The following is a 15,688-nucleotide window of genomic DNA, read 5'->3' on the forward strand; positions in this document are numbered from 1 at the left end:
ATGATCAAAATGGCGATTCGTTTTATTCAGTTCACCCTCGTGCTGGTGGCGGCTTCCGTTGCTTGCTTTATCATACTTGCGATTGTCCTTATTTATCTTCGGGAGATCATAACTCCGCTGCAGTTCATATCCACAAGAACATTACTCTTTTCATTAGGGATCATTCTAATCGTCTTCATTATTTTGGCTTGCGGCTGGAGCGTTGGCAAACCCCTGATCTATTTCATTCGTTGGATCCACCGTTTATACGATGGGAACTACCAACAGCCCGAAGACCATGTTCGGAAGCAATCCAAGGGTGCCGTACAAGAAAAAAGCTATCGTTATCCTTATGCGTTATACAAGGAATTGTTCGAGGAGATGAGCCAGTTATCGGAGCAGCTGCGTCAGAGCGAAGCGGAGCGGCTGAATATGGAAGCCAAAAAGCAGGAATGGATTTCTTCCATCAGTCACGACCTGAAAACGCCGCTGTCCTATATTGAGGGTTACGCCCACATGTTAACCGCAGCCGAGTATCATTGGACCGATGAAGAAAAGTCGAATTTCAGCAGGCAGATCAGCGATAAGACGGCCGACATCAAAAGGCTGATCCAGGATTTGAATCATACGAACCGCTGGCCGGTAGAGACATTTCCCATGGACCGCAAAAAGGAAGATATGGTGAATTTTCTGCGCGATGTGGTCATCGATATCGCAAACCATCCTTTGGCGGAGCATACCCTGTTTACTTTTACGGCTTCGGAAAGCATGTATAGGATGGATTTTGACAGCAAGCTGCTCGGGAGAGCCATTCAAAACGTACTGATGAACGCCGTGATCCATAATCCTCCCGGAACTCAGGTTACATGCGAATTTGCAGTTCGAGATAACAGCGGGTTCATTGTGATCGAGGACAATGGAGTCGGGATCGGCGAGGGCGTGCTGAAGGAGGGGATGGTTCATTCCGGCAAAGGGATCGCGATCGCCAGAGCCTTTGTCGAAGCGCATTCCGGACGGATGAACATCATGAAGGCTGACGGCGGGGGCACCCGGGTTGAAATCACATTGCCGAATTAGGCCGATGAATTAGGCTGCCGTTTATTCCTTGTTTACCTGTTATTTACCCTGCATTGCTACACTTGAGATGTTCGTTAAGATGCAAGCAGGAGGAATAAACAATGACGGATTATGCAATCGACACCCATCAGCTAACGCGAAGGTTTGGACAACGGGAGACGGTGAAGCGGATTGACCTGAAGGTTCCGAAGCGAGAGATCTATGGATTTTTGGGGCCGAACGGAGCCGGGAAAACAACCACGATCCGGATGCTCCTTGGTTTGATCCGCGCTTCGTCCGGAGATATCCGCATTTTGGGCAAAGATCTGAACAAAAACCGAATGGAGATATTAAAAGATGTGGGATCGCTCGTCGAATCTCCGTCTTACTATGCCCATCTTTCAGGCTATAAAAATCTGAAAATCGTAACGCTGATGCACGGGATTCCGGAATCCAGAATCAACGAGGTTTTGCAATGGGTCCGGCTGGAGCAAGCCGCCCATCGTCCGGTGAAGGGGTATTCCCTTGGCATGAAACAGCGTCTGGGCATTGCGATGGCGCTGATTACAAAGCCCAAGCTGCTGATTCTGGACGAGCCGACGAACGGTTTGGACCCATCCGGCATTCAAGAAATCCGCGAGCTGATTACGCGGCTGCCCCGTGACTTTGACATCACGGTTTTGCTCTCCAGCCACCTCTTGAGTGAAATTGAGCAAGTGGCCACCTATGTAGGGATTATTAACCATGGAGAATTGATCTTCCAAGGGCCGCTTCAGGAATTAACCGAACGAAGCAGGCCTTATGTATGGATGGAAATCGACCGGCCTATGGAAGCAGCGGCTGCCTTGAACGACAACGGATGGGATGCGGAGCCGGATGCAGCGACAGGTCAGCTTAGAACCTCCGTAACCGGTCGGAAGGAATCGGCCGAAATGATCCGATATCTTGTTGGACGGCGGCATGATGTCTACAGGGTAACGGAGAAGAAAAAGACCCTTGAAGAAATTTTCCTTGAATTGACCGGGCAGGAGCAAAGCTTATGAATATGGAGCTGATCCGTGCCGAAGGCCTCAAACTGAAGAGGTTATGCCGCTTGATCCCTTTCTTTCAAGGCATCATTTTAATCAGCATGACGGCGCTCGAATGGTACCTTTATTTTCGGCAAGGACCCGGGGGAGTCTATGCGGGTTTTGCCGTCATGTATATGTTTATCTCGTTTGTTTTTTTTATTGGGCATTACGATTCTTGCCAGCATAATGGCAGGTACGGAGCACGAAACGAAGGCTTGGAAGCAGCTGCTGGCCATGCCGATCCCCAAAGGATCGATTTATCTGGCGAATTTGCTGTGGATTTTCATTTTGCAGCTGTGCACCGTGGCGATTACGGTCGTGGGCATGTGCATCATTTGGTTTTTATATACGAGCGAACCGCTGCCGTGGAAAATCCTGATCTTACAGCCGCTTTTCGTCTGCTTGTCTTCCCTGCCGATGATGGCGATCCAGCTGTGGTTTTCCACCGTGTTTTCCAATCAGGCGCTGCCGCTGGCTATAGGAATATTCGGCTCCATTTCCAGCCTGTTTTTGGCCCGAAGCCGTTCTTTCATCATTCATCTTCTTCCTTGGTCATATCCCGCTTTATCCAGTCAGCTTATTCCCGGTCATGTACAGTGGATATGGATATCGCTAGGCGTGGGATTGTTGTTGTCCGTCCTGGGAGCTTTCATGTTCGCCAGAAGAGAGTTTGAATAGGAGGAACAGAAGACATGAAAATGCTTTTGCGTGCCGAAACGATGAAGACCCAATGGAAAATTGTTTTTTTGCTGGCTTTGCTGGATACGCTGATCAATGCAGCCATGGGCGTGGAGCAGCTCCAAAGCCTGAAGGAATTTTTTGCGCCGAGCTGGACGACCCTTTATATCCACAGCGTGAATCTTCACTCGATGTTTTTCTTTCCTCTCTATTGCGGGATTCTGGCTTCCTTATTGTGTATGTACGAGCACCGGGATGGGGGCTGGAAGATCGTGCTTGGATCTCCCGGTCCGCGGCATAACGTATTCTATGCCAAATACTTGGTGTTAATCGGGATTCTGGCATTGGTGCAACTTGTATTCATGTTGGGCTACCTTGCCGCAGGAAAGCTGGCGGGCGCTCCGGGAAGCATTCCTTGGGGAACGTTGCTGTATACCGGACTTGGGGGATGGATCGGCATTCTGCCGCTCGCCGCCCTGCAGCTGATCGTTTCCATTAAAGTGCGCAATTTCGGCGCTTCCCTCGCGTTGTCCGTAGGTTATGTCGTGCCGAACATCGTGCTGACCGGGTTTCATTCCGCGATCGGAGCCTGGCTTCCGTTTACGATTCCCTATTACGTGATGATGCCGCAGGCGGCCATCTATGCCCCAAGGGTCGAACCATACAGTTTATGGGCGATTACGTTGGTTACCGGAGTGGCTTATTTGCTTGTCGGGCAGCGCTTTTTTGAAAGAAGAGACTGGTTATAAGCGATCGATTGCGGCATGATCAGGGGGCGTAACCTTTCGGGGCATGCTCATGGTAATGCCTTTTCGCATTCATCGTTTTTTCCACCAGGCAGCTTACTCTTGTTGCCGCGAAAAAAACACCTTCAAAGATGCTTCCATACCTTACGAGATGGTTGCATGTTCTTGAAGGTGTTTTATTTTGCCTTTTTATATTGCCACTAATCTATAACGGAATTCTGTAAAGGCGGCGCTTTGAAGGCATCGTCTGTTATAGATTGTCAAGCAGGTTGTCCGCAGTGAGTTGGATGTGCGTTCTAAAGATGTCGACGGCACGATCGCTGTCGCGGCTAAGAACGGCATCGGTTAATGCTTTATGTTCGGCGCGGCCATCGCGGGTCGGCTGCTGTTGGAACGACCAATGTCGATAAAATTCGCTCAAATCCCAGAGGCGTCTGCAGATATCCAGGAGAAGCGCATTGGGGCATGCGGCGATAAGCTGGTAATGAAATTGACGGTGGATGTCGGACCACTCTTCGCGAATGGCAAGCTTTTGATCCGCTTCTTCGTATTCGGCCGTTTGCGATAATTTGTGGTGAAGGGCGATTACATTGGATTCCCATGTGAGATCGCCATGGGCGATGGACAGGCGTAATGCTGCGGATTCATTGATCAACCGCGCTTCGATGATGCTTTTCAATTCTTCCTCCGACGCCGTTTTCACGGAAAAGCCGTGATTCGGGTTTTGCAAAACGAGGCCTTGGGTTGCTAACCGGGTCAGTGCTTCCCGAACGACGGCAACCGAGACATCAAAACTTTTGGCTAGTTCCGAAACGGTTAATGGAGAGCCTGGTTCATATTGCCCGGCCAAAATATCATGCCGCAGTTTCTTTGTAACATTTTCACTTAAAGTGGACGAACCGTTTCTTTTCGCCATGAAGCCGACACCATCCTTTATAACATCGGGATAATCCACGTTTAAATAATTTACACTGAAACTTATAAAAAAACAAGCTAAAATTCGAAAATTCAATAATAAAAATATTTATGTTTACAGAATCGATTCTTGAATATATAATCGAATCTCACAAAAAAGGAGGAGTTTACAGTGAACAACAACCCATTTGCCAAATTGCCGGAAGTCGCGGCCTTTCAGGTAACGAGTAACGATATTGTAGAGGGCTTTCCCTTGCCTCCCCAGCAATACGCGTCTGGAGAGGAGGGGGCAAAGATCTTTCGCCCCATTTGAAATGGTCGGGTGCGCCCGAAGGCACGAAGAGTTTCGCCGTCACCGCGTATGACCCGGATGCCCCGACCGGATCGGGCCTGTGGCACTGGGCGGTCATCAACATCCCTGCCGGCGTCACCGAACTGCCGGCCGGCGCAGGCGACGAACATGGCAGCGGCTTGCCGGAAGGCGCTTTGCAACTGCCGAACGATTTGCGGCTTGAACGGTTTATCGGTGCGGCGCCTCCAGCGGGACACGGTCCTCATCGGTATTATTTTGTCGTTCATGCGCTGGATGTCGAGAAGATCGGCGTTGACCCAAGCGCCACGCCGGCTCTCCTGGGATTCACCATGCTGGGCCATACGCTGGGGAGAGCAATCCTCATGGCAACAGGTGAAGTGAAGTAACCCGAGTGTTCGCATGCTGCAAAGGGGGAGAAACGCCAGATGCTTCAACCGAAGCATCGTCATATAAGGGAGGAGAGGTGAAGCAAAACGGTTCGTCATCGAATTGTATGTCCCGTATGCCGCCAACCGATTAAAAATTTGAAGCATACGATCATTTGCGGCTGCGGGAGCAAAATCAAAAACAAAATTGCCATTAAGAAGGCGGGAGCATCATGAAGCCGATCCATGAACAAACGATTCTTGTTACGGGAGCGACGGACGGCATCGGCAAACAGACCGCGATCGATTTGGCGTCGCGCGGAGCGACCGTTATCGTGCACGGGAGAAATGACGAGCGGGGAAGGGCTGCGGTAGAGCAGATCGTCCGGTTAACGGGAAACGAAAACATTCGTTTTCATAAGGCGGACTTTTCGTCGCTTGCCGAAGTGCAGCGGTTCGCAGCGGAGGTACAGGCCGAGTATGCAGGTCTCGATGCGCTGATCAACAACGCGGGTACCGGTGGAACAGGAGCGCGCGCCTTAAGCCGGGACGGATATGAGCTTATGCTTGCCGTCAATTATTTGGCCCCGTATCTGCTGACCGGTTTGCTGCTGCCCATGTTGAAAGCCAATTCGGCGCGGGTCGTGAATGTTGCGTCCGCAAGTCAGAAACGGATCGATTTATCCGACTTGATGCTGGAACGAGGTTATTCGCCGTTAGCGGCCTATCAGCAAAGCAAGCTTGCACTCGTAGCGTTCACGTTCGAGTTGGCCGAAACGTTCCGGAGCAGATGCGGTCGTCCATCTGGCTGTTTCGGCCGAACTCGAAGGAGTGACGGGGAAATACTTCGATCGCAAAAGGGAAGCAACTGCCGACAAGCAAGCCTATGACGGCCCATTTCGCCGCAGGCTGTGGGAGCTCAGCGCGCGCTTGACTGGTTTGGATCTGCAATGATAGCCCAGTGGAACAAGTGACCCTGCGGACTTCGAACGATATACGAATATTTTGGAGAATCGAAAGACCGGGATTCCTTGATGAACAAGGAGTTCCGGTCTTTTACTTTATGATTCGTGGGCAACGGTTCACTTCACATAGGTTTTTCACTTATTGTTGGCAGGCTCGAAATCAAACCCCTTGCTATTTATCTTCAAATCACATATTATATAATTAATAATCTTAAATTAGAGATTTTATAAAAGGAGGCATCGCATCATGACCATGCTGAAAACAGCAGGCATTCACCATATAACGGCATTCGTGAACAACGCGCAGCAAAACGTCGATTTTCACGCCGGCGTCCTCGGATTGAGACTGGTCAAAAAGACGATTAACTTTGACGCGCCCGAAGTATATCATTTGTATTTTGGCAACGAAAAGGGCAGCCCCGGCACGATCATCACGTTTTTTCCGCAGGACAATGCGAGAACGGGCGTCATCGGCGGCGGGCAAGTAAGCATGACGGTATATGCCATTCCGGCCGGCAGCATGGACTTTTGGGCGAAACGCCTCGATTCCTTTGGCATCCGTCATGAAACAACTTCCCGGTTCGGGGAGAGCTACCTGCGTTTCTTCGATCCATCGGGATTGCAAATCGAGCTCGTGGAACGCGAGGAAGGAGCGCCAAGCCGCTGGTCCTTTAACGGCATTCCGGCGGAACATGCGATCAAAGGATTTGGAGGCGCGATGCTCAGCAGCATCTCCTCGAAAAATACGATGCTCGTGCTGGAAAAAGTGCTAGGTCTCGAGCGCGTGGCCGAAGAAAACGGCCTTGTTCGCTTTAAAGGATTCGGGGACATCGGGAACATCATCGACGTCAATGCCGAAAACGCCCCGTGGGGCGATCCCGGCGCAGGCACGGTGCATCACATCGCATGGCGGGCCAAAGACTATGAAGAACACGAACAATGGCGCGCGCTGCTGGCGGAAATCGGCTTCCAGCCGACGCCGGTCATTGACCGCCAGTATTTTAATGCGATATACTTCCGTGAACCGGGAGGTATTTTGTTCGAAATCGCGACCGATCCTCCGGGCTTTGCCCGCGACGAAACTTTCGAGGAACTGGGCACGCATTTGATGCTGCCGGAATGGTACGAGCCGCAGCGCGAATTGATCGAACAAATATTGACCAAGCTTGAAGTACGTGAAGTGAAGGGAGAATTCCAATGAGCAATTTAAGCATGAAACATGTTTTTAAACAAGGTTCCGATCCGGCTGCGCCGGTGCTGGTCCTTTTGCATGGCACCGGGGGCAACGAGCATGACCTGCTGCCGCTGACCGAGATGCTTTCGCCGGAATCGTCCGTGCTGGGCGTGCGCGGCAACGTGCTCGAAAACGGCATGCCGCGCTTTTTCCGCCGGTTGGCGGAAGGCGTGTTCGACGAAGAAGACTTGGTGTTCCGCACGAAAGAGCTGAACGATTTTCTCGACGAAGCGGCGAAGGCATACGGCCTGCAGCGCGAGCGCATGATCGCCGTCGGCTTCTCGAACGGCGCCAACATCGCCGCCAGCCTGCTGTTCCATTACGAGCATGCGCTGTGGGGAGCGGTGCTGCTCCATCCGATGGTGCCGCTGCGCGGCAAGCAGCTGCCGGATTTGACCGGGGTTCCGGTCTTTATCGGCGCAGGCAAAAACGACCCGCTCTGCTCCGTGTCCGAAACGGAAGAGCTCCAGTCGCTATTGTCCGGAGCGGGAGCCGAGGTTCAAGTGCATTGGGACAACCAGGGCCATCAGCTGAGCAAAAGGGAGCTGTACGCCGCCTCCGACTGGCTGGATAACCGCTTCTAAATCTATAAGGGAGAACCTCCTGTCCTGACATGGGACGGGAGGTTTTTTGCGTTGTGGCGATCCGCGACCCGAAATCGATTTTTCCGAAATTCCTCTTGAAAAAACGCCGCAAAAAAGGTACGGTACTGAGTAATAAACTTTTAAGGCGAGAATCAAAGCCCGGAAGCGATAAATGCGGGCTGATGGAGTGAGGGGAACAAAATGAAGGAACATGTGCAAGAAACGGCTACGGGCGTTGCCAATCCGGCGCCGGAAGTCAGCGACCAATCGGTTTCGATGGAGGATATCGTGCGAGCCCATCACGTGCTGCGCGAGGTGATCGTGCGCACGCCGCTTCAGCACGATGCCGTGCTGTCGGCGAAATACAAATGCAACGTCTATTTGAAAAGGGAAGATTTGCAGGTCGTGCGGTCCTTTAAAATCCGCGGCGCTTACAACATGATTCGCAACTTAACGGATGAAGAGCGGGCAAGGGGCATCGTGTGCGCAAGCGCGGGCAACCATGCCCAAGGCGTCGCATTCTCCTGCAATGCCCTTGGCATCCAAGGCAAAATATATATGCCGAGCACGACGCCGAACCAGAAGGTGAAGCAGGTCAAGCGTTTCGGCGGCAGCAACGTCGAAGTCGTCCTGATCGGCGATACGTTCGACGACGCTTTCGAGCAGGCGATGAAGGCTTGCAAAGAGCAGGGCATGACGTTTATCCACCCGTTCGACGCCCCGAAAATTATCGCGGGCAACGGCACGGTCGGAATGGAAATCATGGAGAGCCTGGACGTGCCGGCGGATTACGTATTCGTAACGATCGGAGGCGGCGGCCTGGCGGCGGGAGTGGGCTTGTACATCAAAGCCGTCAGCCCTTCGACGAAGGTGATCGGCGTGGAGCCGTCGGGAGCGGCTTCGATGAGCGAAGCTTTGCTGCGCCGTGAAGTGGTGACGCTGGAGGAGATCGACAAATTCGTCGACGGGGCCGCGGTCAAACGGGTAGGGGACATGCCGTACGCGATTTGCGCGAGCAAGCTCGACGACATCGTGAAGGTGCCGGAAGGCAAAGCGTGCACGACCATCCTTGACCTGTACAACGAAAACGCGATCGTCGTGGAGCCGGCGGGCGCCCTGCCGGTCGCCGCGCTGGACCTGTACAGCGAGCAGATCCAAGGCAAAAACGTCGTCTGCATCATCAGCGGCGGCAACAACGATATCGACCGGATGCAGGAAATCAAGGAGCGTTCCTTGATGTACGAAGGCATCAAACATTATTTCATGATCAATTTCCCGCAGCGTTCCGGCGCGCTCCGCGAGTTTCTCGAGGACGTGCTCGGCCCCGGCGACGACATCACCAACTTCGAATATACGAAAAAGCATAACAAGGAAAACGGCCCGGCGCTGGTCGGCATCGAGCTCAACAGCAAAGAGGACTACCTGCCGCTGATCGAGCGCATGAACCGCAAAGGGCTGCAGTATACCGAGCTGAACAAGGACTCGAATTTGTACAATATTCTGATTTAATTGTTCTTCTATCCCCCGCGTAAGCCGGCTTGACGGCTAGCGCGGGGGTTTTTGCATGAGCATCGGAACGGTCGGTAATAGGGGATTTTTATGTTGCCGCCGTCATGCGCGTTTTCTGTTTTTTCCGTTTCCCCGGCCTTTCGCTGTCCCATCGGAAGGTGAACACCGCGAGCGCGACGCAAACGACGGTAAAGCCTAAGAGAATGCCGAGCGGGAGCCAGAGCGCAGAGACCGCTTCCCCCGGGGATACCGCGATTCGCATCGCTTCGACGAGGTAGTGGAAAGGCTGCAATTTCCCGATGACGACGACCCACTTGGGCGCATGCGCCAGCGAATAAAAGGCTTCGCTCGTAAACAGCATCGGAAAGCCGATCAGATTGGAAATCATGTTCACGTTGCTTTCGTCGCGGGACAAATTCGCCGCGATAAAACCGATGGCCGTGAAGCAGACCGTTCCGACGAGCAGCACGACGAGCACGAGCAGAAGAGAGAGCAGGCCCAAACGCGTACCGAGAAGAACGGCGCCCACCAGCAGCACGCATCCGCTTACCACCAGCATGAGAACCGTTCTGGCACCCGTTGAAAAGGCCGCCTTCCGGGATGATCCGGAAAACGGCCGCAAACGTTACAAGAAATAATTCGTGATCGCCTGATCGCTGGCCAGCACGGCCTCGCTGTCGAGCTTTTTTTTCAAATAGGCCTTGTCCGAAGAGATGAAGATGCTCATGAGCAGATCGACGACGAACAGGAAGGTGATATGATTGGATAAAAGCGCGCTGTTGCTCACCGAGATTTTGTCCGGCACGATGATGTTCACGTCCGCGTTTTCGGTAATCGGCGACGAATCGTAACAGGTGATCGCGACGGTTTTGGCTTGCTTGACCTGCGCGATCGCAACGGTGTCCGCCACTTCCTTCGTGGAACCGGAGCGGGAGAAGGCGACGACGGCGTCTTCCTTGCCGCATTGGGAGGCGGCGATTTTCATGGCGCGGCTGTCGTTCAGCGCTTCGGCATGGATGCCGATAATCGCCAGGCGGTTCTTCAGGGCGATGGCTGCCAGATAGGAATCGAAGAGGCCGATCACGTAAATCCGCCGTGCCCCTTTCAGAATGTCAACGACGCGGAGGAGCTGCTCTTCGGTGACAAGCGCGGACGTATTGACGATCAATTCGTTGTAATCGAGGGCCAGCGCGTCGATCGGGTTGATTTCCCGCCGTTCTTTTTTCTTGGCCTGCATATCGCGGTAAAAAGCGTCCTGGGCAAAAGCGATTTTAAAATCGTTAAAGCCCTTGAAGCCTATTTTTTTGCAAAATCGGTTGATGCTCGTTTCCGATACGCCGATTTCATTGGCAATGGCCGTGATCGTGTTGCGCGTAATAAAATCCGGATTGTGTATGACGAAATTGGCGATCTGGTTTTCGCCGAAGGTCAATTTTTGGGTTTGGGACACGATTTTTGCGATGACGGCCGGAATCTGTGAAGACATGATACCTCCTCCTGATCTAACGCTGGAAATGACGAATCCGGTAAATTTTCGTTAGCTTTCCTCATTATATCACACCGGGTGAGGGATGCAGAGGCCGCGACATCCAACATTTGCAGGCTTCGATCCGCCGTTGGAATTGTTCCCCCGTCATCAGCCCTTCCTTGATCAGGTAAACGTAATCCAGCAGGTTCGGGAGGCAGGGAAGGTTCAGCAGCGTTTTGCAAAAAGCATGGGCCGCGATTTCGCTGCATTGTGCCACGCTTGCCTTTTTCGTATACGGTCCGAGCCTAAAAACCTCGATTCGCTCCAGCCTTTCGTTCGTAAAAGCTCCGTCCCGATACTCCAAAAAATGAAAAAACTCGTGCGCCAAATGAATGTCGATCATCAGGTTCAAATCCGCTTCGGGATTGGATGACCGGGACGTTTCGCGCGGCTCCGCGAGCACTTCCCGGGACACGCGCCGCATCCCCTCCAAAGAATCCGCGTACACGATGATTGTGGGCGGATTCGCGGCAAAATCGATTTGCGCCCGAAAAGCGACGCCGTGAAACGTGCCGGAGGCATGCGTGACCTCGTAGCGGAGCCCGGCTTCCCTGCACATTTCCCGGATGTTTTTCCCCCGGTATGGCGCTGCCGCAAGGCGGCCGGCCCGAAGCGAGGCATGAACGTAATACGGAATGTCGGCTTCCGGGATTTTATGAAAAAGCAGGTCGCGCCCGAGCTCCAGGCAGCCCATGATTTCATCGGATAAAGCGCAGAGGGGGAAGGGAAGGACAGGCATCCGGACGAACCTCCTTTTTGATGTCGAAATCCCGAAGTTTTACTGATAGGCGACAACCAGCATCTCATCTTCGTCCAGCAGCATTTCGGTTTCGATGTCCAGAATCGAGAGCAGCTGCTCTTTGGTCTGCATGCCGGTCAAATCCAGCATCTTTTCCTTGTAAAATACGAACACCTTCGGAATGGTGGCATTGGCGTCGGAATAAACGGTGTTTTCGTCCAGAAAATCGTTCAATGCGCCGCGGTCGGACTTGGGCACCGCTTTATAATGGGCGTTGTTTTTCTTGAAGCGGACGACGCCTTCGCGGTCCAGGACGCTGACGCCGCTCGTTTTCTTTTTCATCAGCCCGAAAAAGGACTTTTTGACGCTTTCGCTGGCAAACAGGCTCCAGCGCCCCGTTTGTGCCGCAAGCACGGTGGCTTCGACCGGCCGATCGATCGAGCTCGCGGCGATCTCCTGCATCTGCCGGACCGGCATCGCCTCCTGGGCAAGATTCTTGGAGCGAAGTTCGGTGGAGCCGGTGGCGACGGCCCGCAGAATGTTTTTCTGGCTGTCGATTTCGATCGTCACCTCCACGGTCTCCTCGGAGGCTCCGGACTTGACGATCCGCTCGACGATATCGGCCCGGATGCGTTTGATGTCCTCTTCGGTCGGATTTACGACGGTGCGCTCCAGCTGTTCCTTGACCATGGCCAGCGCGACGCCGATCGTGGAGACGTAAGGGGCGTTGTTCGCGATCCGGCATTTGAAGCCTTCGCGTTCGGCCATGGCGGGCACGAGCACCGCGCCGCTGCCCCCGCCGCCGACGAGCGTAACGAAGCTTCGGTCCAACTCGTAGTCGTCGATCATCGCGTTGACGGTTTTCATCGTTTTATCGATGGCGATGTCCATCGCCTGTCTGGCCGCCTCCTCCACGCTAACCCCGACGGATTCCGCCAGCGCCTCCCAGGCTTTCAGCGCCGCTTCTTTATTGCCTTTCGCATAGTCCCCTTCCGGAACGTATCCGAGAATGTTGGCGGCCCCGGCAAGGGTGTAGGCATATTCCTTTCCGTTTGCGCATCCGCAGACCGCGTATTCGGCCGGGTCGCCCGCCCTTGGGCTGATGAAGCGGACCCCGGGGCTGACGATATCGTCGGCGGATGCAAAAGCTTCGTATTCCTTGCCGGCAATATGCGCGCTGCGCGGACCGACGTCGGCGATGCGCCCGCCCGAGACCTTGATCATGCTGCCGCCGGCGATGCCGAGCGTGCGGACGTCCAGGGACTGCAGGTACGTGCGGTGTCCGCCGACCTCGGCGTTTTTGATCATGACCTTGCCGTTTTTAATGACGGAAATATCGACGCTGGTGCCGCCGACCTCAAAGAAGATGCCGTCCGAAATTTTTTCGTACATCAGCGCCCCCGCAACCCCGGCGGCCAGGCCGGACAACATCGTCAGAATCGGCCGCTTCCGCACCTCGTCGATGCTCATGACGCCGCCGTCGCAGCGCATAATCATGAGCTGGGACGAAATGTTCGCGTCTTTGACGGACTTTTCGGTCATATTGGCGGTCTCCATCATTTTCGGGATAAGCGAGGCGTTGATCACGGCGGTGCGCGTCCGGGTTTTTAAGCCGTAGAGCTGGCTGATTTCGTGGCCGCCCGTTGCATACACGCCTTTGCGGGCCGCAAGCTCGATGACGCGGAGCTCGTTGGCAGGATCGTCGACGCTGTAGGCTTCGGAAGCGACGATGACTTCGGCGCCCTGCCGGATGAGCTCGTCGATGGCGGCTTCGATCTGATCGTCCGTCAAGTTTTTCGAGTCGAGATAGGTGTGGTAGGTTTGCAGATATTTCCCCGGCGCAAGCTCGATATCCCCGGGGTTGGATTCGGAGCGGGCGCTGAGGCCGTCCAGGCCGGAGCCCATGCCGATGATGCCGACGCGGGCCACGTCGCCCTCCAGCAAAGCGTTAGTCGCCTGCGTGGTGCCGTGGGCGATAAAGACGACGTCTTCGGGATCGATGCCTTTGCTGCTCAAAATGCGATTCAGAATTTGCACGATCCCTTTCGCCACGCCGTCCGGGTCATGGTGCGTGGTCGGGATTTTCATTTTTTCGATGACTTCGTACGTTTCGTTGTCGATCAAGGCCGCGTCGGTGAACGTGCCGCCGACGTCGATGCCTACTCGAACCTTTCGTCTGTGCATAATGTCCTCCTGAGATGACGGGCAAAGAACCTTTTGCGGGGCCCTTCGCCCGGTTTTGTCGATGTCGGGAAGCACCGGTCCAGATGCCGGTTAACCGCGGTTAAAACACCATAAACGATCCGATGATCACCGAGATCAGCACGGACGCCATCGTCCAAGGCAGCGTCTTTTTCAAAATTTCGTTGATGTCGCTTTTCGTGAAATCGGCCACCCACACGTTATGGGAGTTGGTCGGGTCGGATACGGACTGCACGTTGCTGACCGCGCGCAAGGCAAGCATGGCCGCGACCGGCGACATGCCCGCCGTCACGAAGAGGGCGGCGATGCCGCTGCCGAGTCCCCACACGTTCAGCGGTCCGCGGTAAATTGCCAGCGGCGACAAAATCGTAAAGAACAGGATGTACGTAAGCGGGCTGCCCGGCAGCACGGTTTCGATCAGCGGCGAAATGACGGCCGATACCTGCGGCGACATGACGGAGCTGAGCAGGATGCCGATCCCGATCATCAGCGCCATCGCCCCGGCGACGTCCTGGATGCCTTCCACCAATGCGCTGGAGAGGATGTGGATCGGACGTTTGGGCCACGTGAGCAGCAGGGTGACGATCGCGCCGACGATGACGGCCGGGACGATGTCGATCTTGAAGATGAAGACGAGAATGACCGGCACGAGCGGGCTGATCAGCGCAAACGCCGGCACCTTGTTGTTGTCGCCGGGGGTGGCGGCAGGCATCGACCAGGCTTTGCGGCCTTTGCCGTCCTTTTGCACGTAGAAGACGATCATGATGAGCGAAATGACGATCAGCGGGAGGGCCACCACCAACGTATAATTGGCGATTTTATCGACCGAAAGCCCGAGCACATCCACGTAGACGGCCCAGTTGGAAACGTTGAAGAGGGAGCCCACGCCGACGGCCAACAGGACGACGATGGAGGCGACGAATTGGGAGATGCCTGCCGTGAGCATGATCGGAATGACGATGGTACCGACGAGGATGACCATGCCGAGCCCGCCGGCGGCGGAAAAAATGATGGATGCGGTAATAAAAAACAGAATAGCTATAAGTACGGGTTTGTCTCCGGCCAGCTCGGCCGCCTTGCGGATAATCGCTTTGGTAATGCCGACCTTGTTCAGGATTTGGCCGAACCAGGCGCCGAACACGAGGCCGGCGATGGCGCCGGACAGCTTCATGGAGCCGCCGGCCAGAACGGTTTTGGCGATGGTAACGGTGTCCGGATTGCCCGAAACCCACGGCACGCCGGCGATGACGGCGAACAGGATCGCCATGCAGGGCAGCGCCAGAATGGTCGGCAGCTTGCGCGCCATCATGAGTCCGACGAACACCAAAAAGACGAGCAGAATACCGATTGCTTGAAACCACATTGCCGTTGTCATCCAAATTTCCCCTCTCGAAATGGGCTTGAAATTCAGGCTCAAACTTTAAAGCTAGTAGTTGATAGTGCGAGGTGGCCGCTTCGGTTACGGATCGTTCTTCCGATCGCTGTTGCTCACAGATTTCTATGATTTTAACGATTCATGGTTGAAATCTGCTCACAAAGCATATGCTTTCGATGCTAGCTTTCCGTAGGAAAGCTTTTAGGCGACCGCAACCTATGCTTCCGAAGCAGTTATTTCGTAAACAGCCTTAGCTCCGCAAGAATCGATTCCGTCCCCTTCGCTGCCTTTGCTTTTAAGAACTAATTAGGGCTTGCTGAATAATCAAAAAATCCTTATCTCACAAGGGTTTAGAGGCACTATTGTCGAATTCATCTGCAAAGAAAACACGGAAAATCGGTAAAAAACCTTGCAGATGGAGTGAGCGAAA

The 15,688-nt window shown here is 54.0% G+C and carries 16 protein-coding genes; 10 read left to right on the forward strand and 6 right to left on the reverse strand.

What is annotated here, in order from left to right:
• The 4 genes from KI367_RS23770 (at position 1) to KI367_RS23785 (ending at position 3,532) form a co-directional block, all read left to right on the forward strand.
• A complete protein-coding gene (locus tag KI367_RS23770) occupies positions 1-1,056 on the forward strand; it encodes a sensor histidine kinase (RefSeq protein WP_212952445.1) in 1,056 nt (351 codons plus the stop codon).
• Between the two features lie 101 nt (positions 1,057-1,157).
• On the forward strand, positions 1,158-2,078 hold the full coding sequence (locus KI367_RS23775; protein ID WP_212952447.1) for an ABC transporter ATP-binding protein: 921 nt from the start codon (positions 1,158-1,160) through the stop codon (positions 2,076-2,078).
• Between the two features lie 213 nt (positions 2,079-2,291).
• Positions 2,292-2,783: an ABC transporter permease gene (locus tag KI367_RS23780; RefSeq protein WP_246537237.1), complete on the forward strand. Its 492-nt coding sequence runs from the start codon at positions 2,292-2,294 to the stop codon at positions 2,781-2,783.
• Between the two features lie 14 nt (positions 2,784-2,797).
• On the forward strand, positions 2,798-3,532 hold the full coding sequence (locus KI367_RS23785) for an ABC transporter permease (protein ID WP_212952449.1): 735 nt from the start codon (positions 2,798-2,800) through the stop codon (positions 3,530-3,532).
• A 247-nt stretch (positions 3,533-3,779) separates the two neighbouring features.
• Here the strand turns inward: KI367_RS23785 and KI367_RS23790 are convergent, their stop codons facing one another.
• A complete protein-coding gene (locus KI367_RS23790; RefSeq protein WP_212952451.1) occupies positions 3,780-4,445 on the reverse strand; it encodes a GntR family transcriptional regulator in 666 nt (221 codons plus the stop codon).
• Positions 4,446-4,616: 171 nt separating this feature from the next.
• On the opposite strand from KI367_RS23790, the gene KI367_RS27325 reads away from it, so the two are divergent.
• The 6 genes from KI367_RS27325 to ilvA all read left to right on the forward strand — a co-directional run bounded on the left by KI367_RS27325 (position 4,617) and on the right by ilvA (position 9,414).
• Positions 4,617-4,757, forward strand: a complete 141-nt coding sequence (locus tag KI367_RS27325) for a hypothetical protein (RefSeq protein ID WP_246537238.1) — start codon at positions 4,617-4,619, stop codon at positions 4,755-4,757.
• Complete coding sequence (locus KI367_RS23795; RefSeq protein WP_246537240.1) at positions 4,754-5,143, forward strand: YbhB/YbcL family Raf kinase inhibitor-like protein; 390 nt, start codon at positions 4,754-4,756, stop codon at positions 5,141-5,143. The genes KI367_RS27325 and KI367_RS23795 overlap by 4 nt, the downstream gene beginning before the upstream one ends.
• Positions 5,144-5,355: 212 nt before the next feature.
• Entirely contained in the window at positions 5,356-6,012 is a 657-nt protein-coding gene (locus KI367_RS23800) for an SDR family NAD(P)-dependent oxidoreductase (RefSeq protein ID WP_212952453.1), read from the forward strand.
• A gap of 328 nt (positions 6,013-6,340) precedes the next feature.
• Positions 6,341-7,288, forward strand: a complete 948-nt coding sequence (locus KI367_RS23805) for a ring-cleaving dioxygenase (RefSeq protein WP_373316253.1) — start codon at positions 6,341-6,343, stop codon at positions 7,286-7,288.
• Between the two features lie 11 nt (positions 7,289-7,299).
• Positions 7,300-7,905, forward strand: a complete 606-nt coding sequence (locus KI367_RS23810; RefSeq protein ID WP_212952470.1) for an alpha/beta hydrolase — start codon at positions 7,300-7,302, stop codon at positions 7,903-7,905.
• 201 nt (positions 7,906-8,106) lie between these two features.
• Entirely contained in the window at positions 8,107-9,414 is a 1,308-nt protein-coding gene (ilvA, locus tag KI367_RS23815; protein ID WP_212952457.1) for a threonine ammonia-lyase IlvA, read from the forward strand.
• 88 nt (positions 9,415-9,502) lie between these two features.
• On the opposite strand, the gene KI367_RS23820 is transcribed toward ilvA, so the two are convergent.
• The 5 genes from KI367_RS23820 to KI367_RS23840 form a co-directional block, all read right to left on the reverse strand.
• Entirely contained in the window at positions 9,503-10,036 is a 534-nt protein-coding gene (locus KI367_RS23820) for an ABC transporter permease (protein ID WP_281422530.1), read from the reverse strand.
• Positions 10,037-10,039: 3 nt separating this feature from the next.
• Positions 10,040-10,900 (reverse strand): MurR/RpiR family transcriptional regulator, encoded by an 861-nt coding sequence (locus tag KI367_RS23825; protein ID WP_212952460.1) that lies wholly within the window; start codon positions 10,898-10,900, stop codon positions 10,040-10,042.
• Between the two features lie 64 nt (positions 10,901-10,964).
• Positions 10,965-11,681, reverse strand: a complete 717-nt coding sequence (locus KI367_RS23830; RefSeq protein ID WP_212952462.1) for a hypothetical protein — start codon at positions 11,679-11,681, stop codon at positions 10,965-10,967.
• A gap of 39 nt (positions 11,682-11,720) precedes the next feature.
• Complete coding sequence (locus KI367_RS23835) at positions 11,721-13,865, reverse strand: hydantoinase/oxoprolinase family protein (RefSeq protein ID WP_212952464.1); 2,145 nt, start codon at positions 13,863-13,865, stop codon at positions 11,721-11,723.
• A gap of 100 nt (positions 13,866-13,965) precedes the next feature.
• On the reverse strand, positions 13,966-15,258 hold the full coding sequence (locus KI367_RS23840) for a transporter permease (protein ID WP_212952466.1): 1,293 nt from the start codon (positions 15,256-15,258) through the stop codon (positions 13,966-13,968).
• Between the last annotated feature and the right edge of the window lie 430 nt (positions 15,259-15,688).

The sequence above is a fragment of the Paenibacillus cookii genome, from assembly GCF_018333375.1.
Taxonomy (GTDB): domain Bacteria; phylum Bacillota; class Bacilli; order Paenibacillales; family Paenibacillaceae; genus Paenibacillus_AQ; species Paenibacillus_AQ cookii.

Excerpts from the sequence above, each read along its gene's own strand:
- KI367_RS23770 (WP_212952445.1), top strand. The coding sequence starts at position 1 with ATGATCAAAATGGCGATTCGTTTTATTCAGTTCACCCTCGTGCTGGTG.
- KI367_RS23775 (WP_212952447.1), top strand. The coding sequence starts at position 1,158 with ATGACGGATTATGCAATCGACACCCATCAGCTAACGCGAAGGTTTGGA.
- KI367_RS23780 (WP_246537237.1), top strand. The coding sequence starts at position 2,292 with ATGGCAGGTACGGAGCACGAAACGAAGGCTTGGAAGCAGCTGCTGGCC.
- KI367_RS23785 (WP_212952449.1), top strand. The coding sequence starts at position 2,798 with ATGAAAATGCTTTTGCGTGCCGAAACGATGAAGACCCAATGGAAAATT.
- KI367_RS23790 (WP_212952451.1), bottom strand. The coding sequence starts at position 4,445 with ATGGCGAAAAGAAACGGTTCGTCCACTTTAAGTGAAAATGTTACAAAG.
- KI367_RS23800 (WP_212952453.1), top strand. The coding sequence starts at position 5,356 with ATGAAGCCGATCCATGAACAAACGATTCTTGTTACGGGAGCGACGGAC.
- KI367_RS23805 (WP_373316253.1), top strand. The coding sequence starts at position 6,341 with ATGCTGAAAACAGCAGGCATTCACCATATAACGGCATTCGTGAACAAC.
- KI367_RS23810 (WP_212952470.1), top strand. The coding sequence starts at position 7,300 with ATGAAACATGTTTTTAAACAAGGTTCCGATCCGGCTGCGCCGGTGCTG.
- ilvA (WP_212952457.1), top strand. The coding sequence starts at position 8,107 with ATGAAGGAACATGTGCAAGAAACGGCTACGGGCGTTGCCAATCCGGCG.
- KI367_RS23825 (WP_212952460.1), bottom strand. The coding sequence starts at position 10,900 with ATGTCTTCACAGATTCCGGCCGTCATCGCAAAAATCGTGTCCCAAACC.
- KI367_RS23830 (WP_212952462.1), bottom strand. The coding sequence starts at position 11,681 with ATGCCTGTCCTTCCCTTCCCCCTCTGCGCTTTATCCGATGAAATCATG.
- KI367_RS23835 (WP_212952464.1), bottom strand. The coding sequence starts at position 13,865 with ATGCACAGACGAAAGGTTCGAGTAGGCATCGACGTCGGCGGCACGTTC.
- KI367_RS23840 (WP_212952466.1), bottom strand. The coding sequence starts at position 15,258 with ATGACAACGGCAATGTGGTTTCAAGCAATCGGTATTCTGCTCGTCTTT.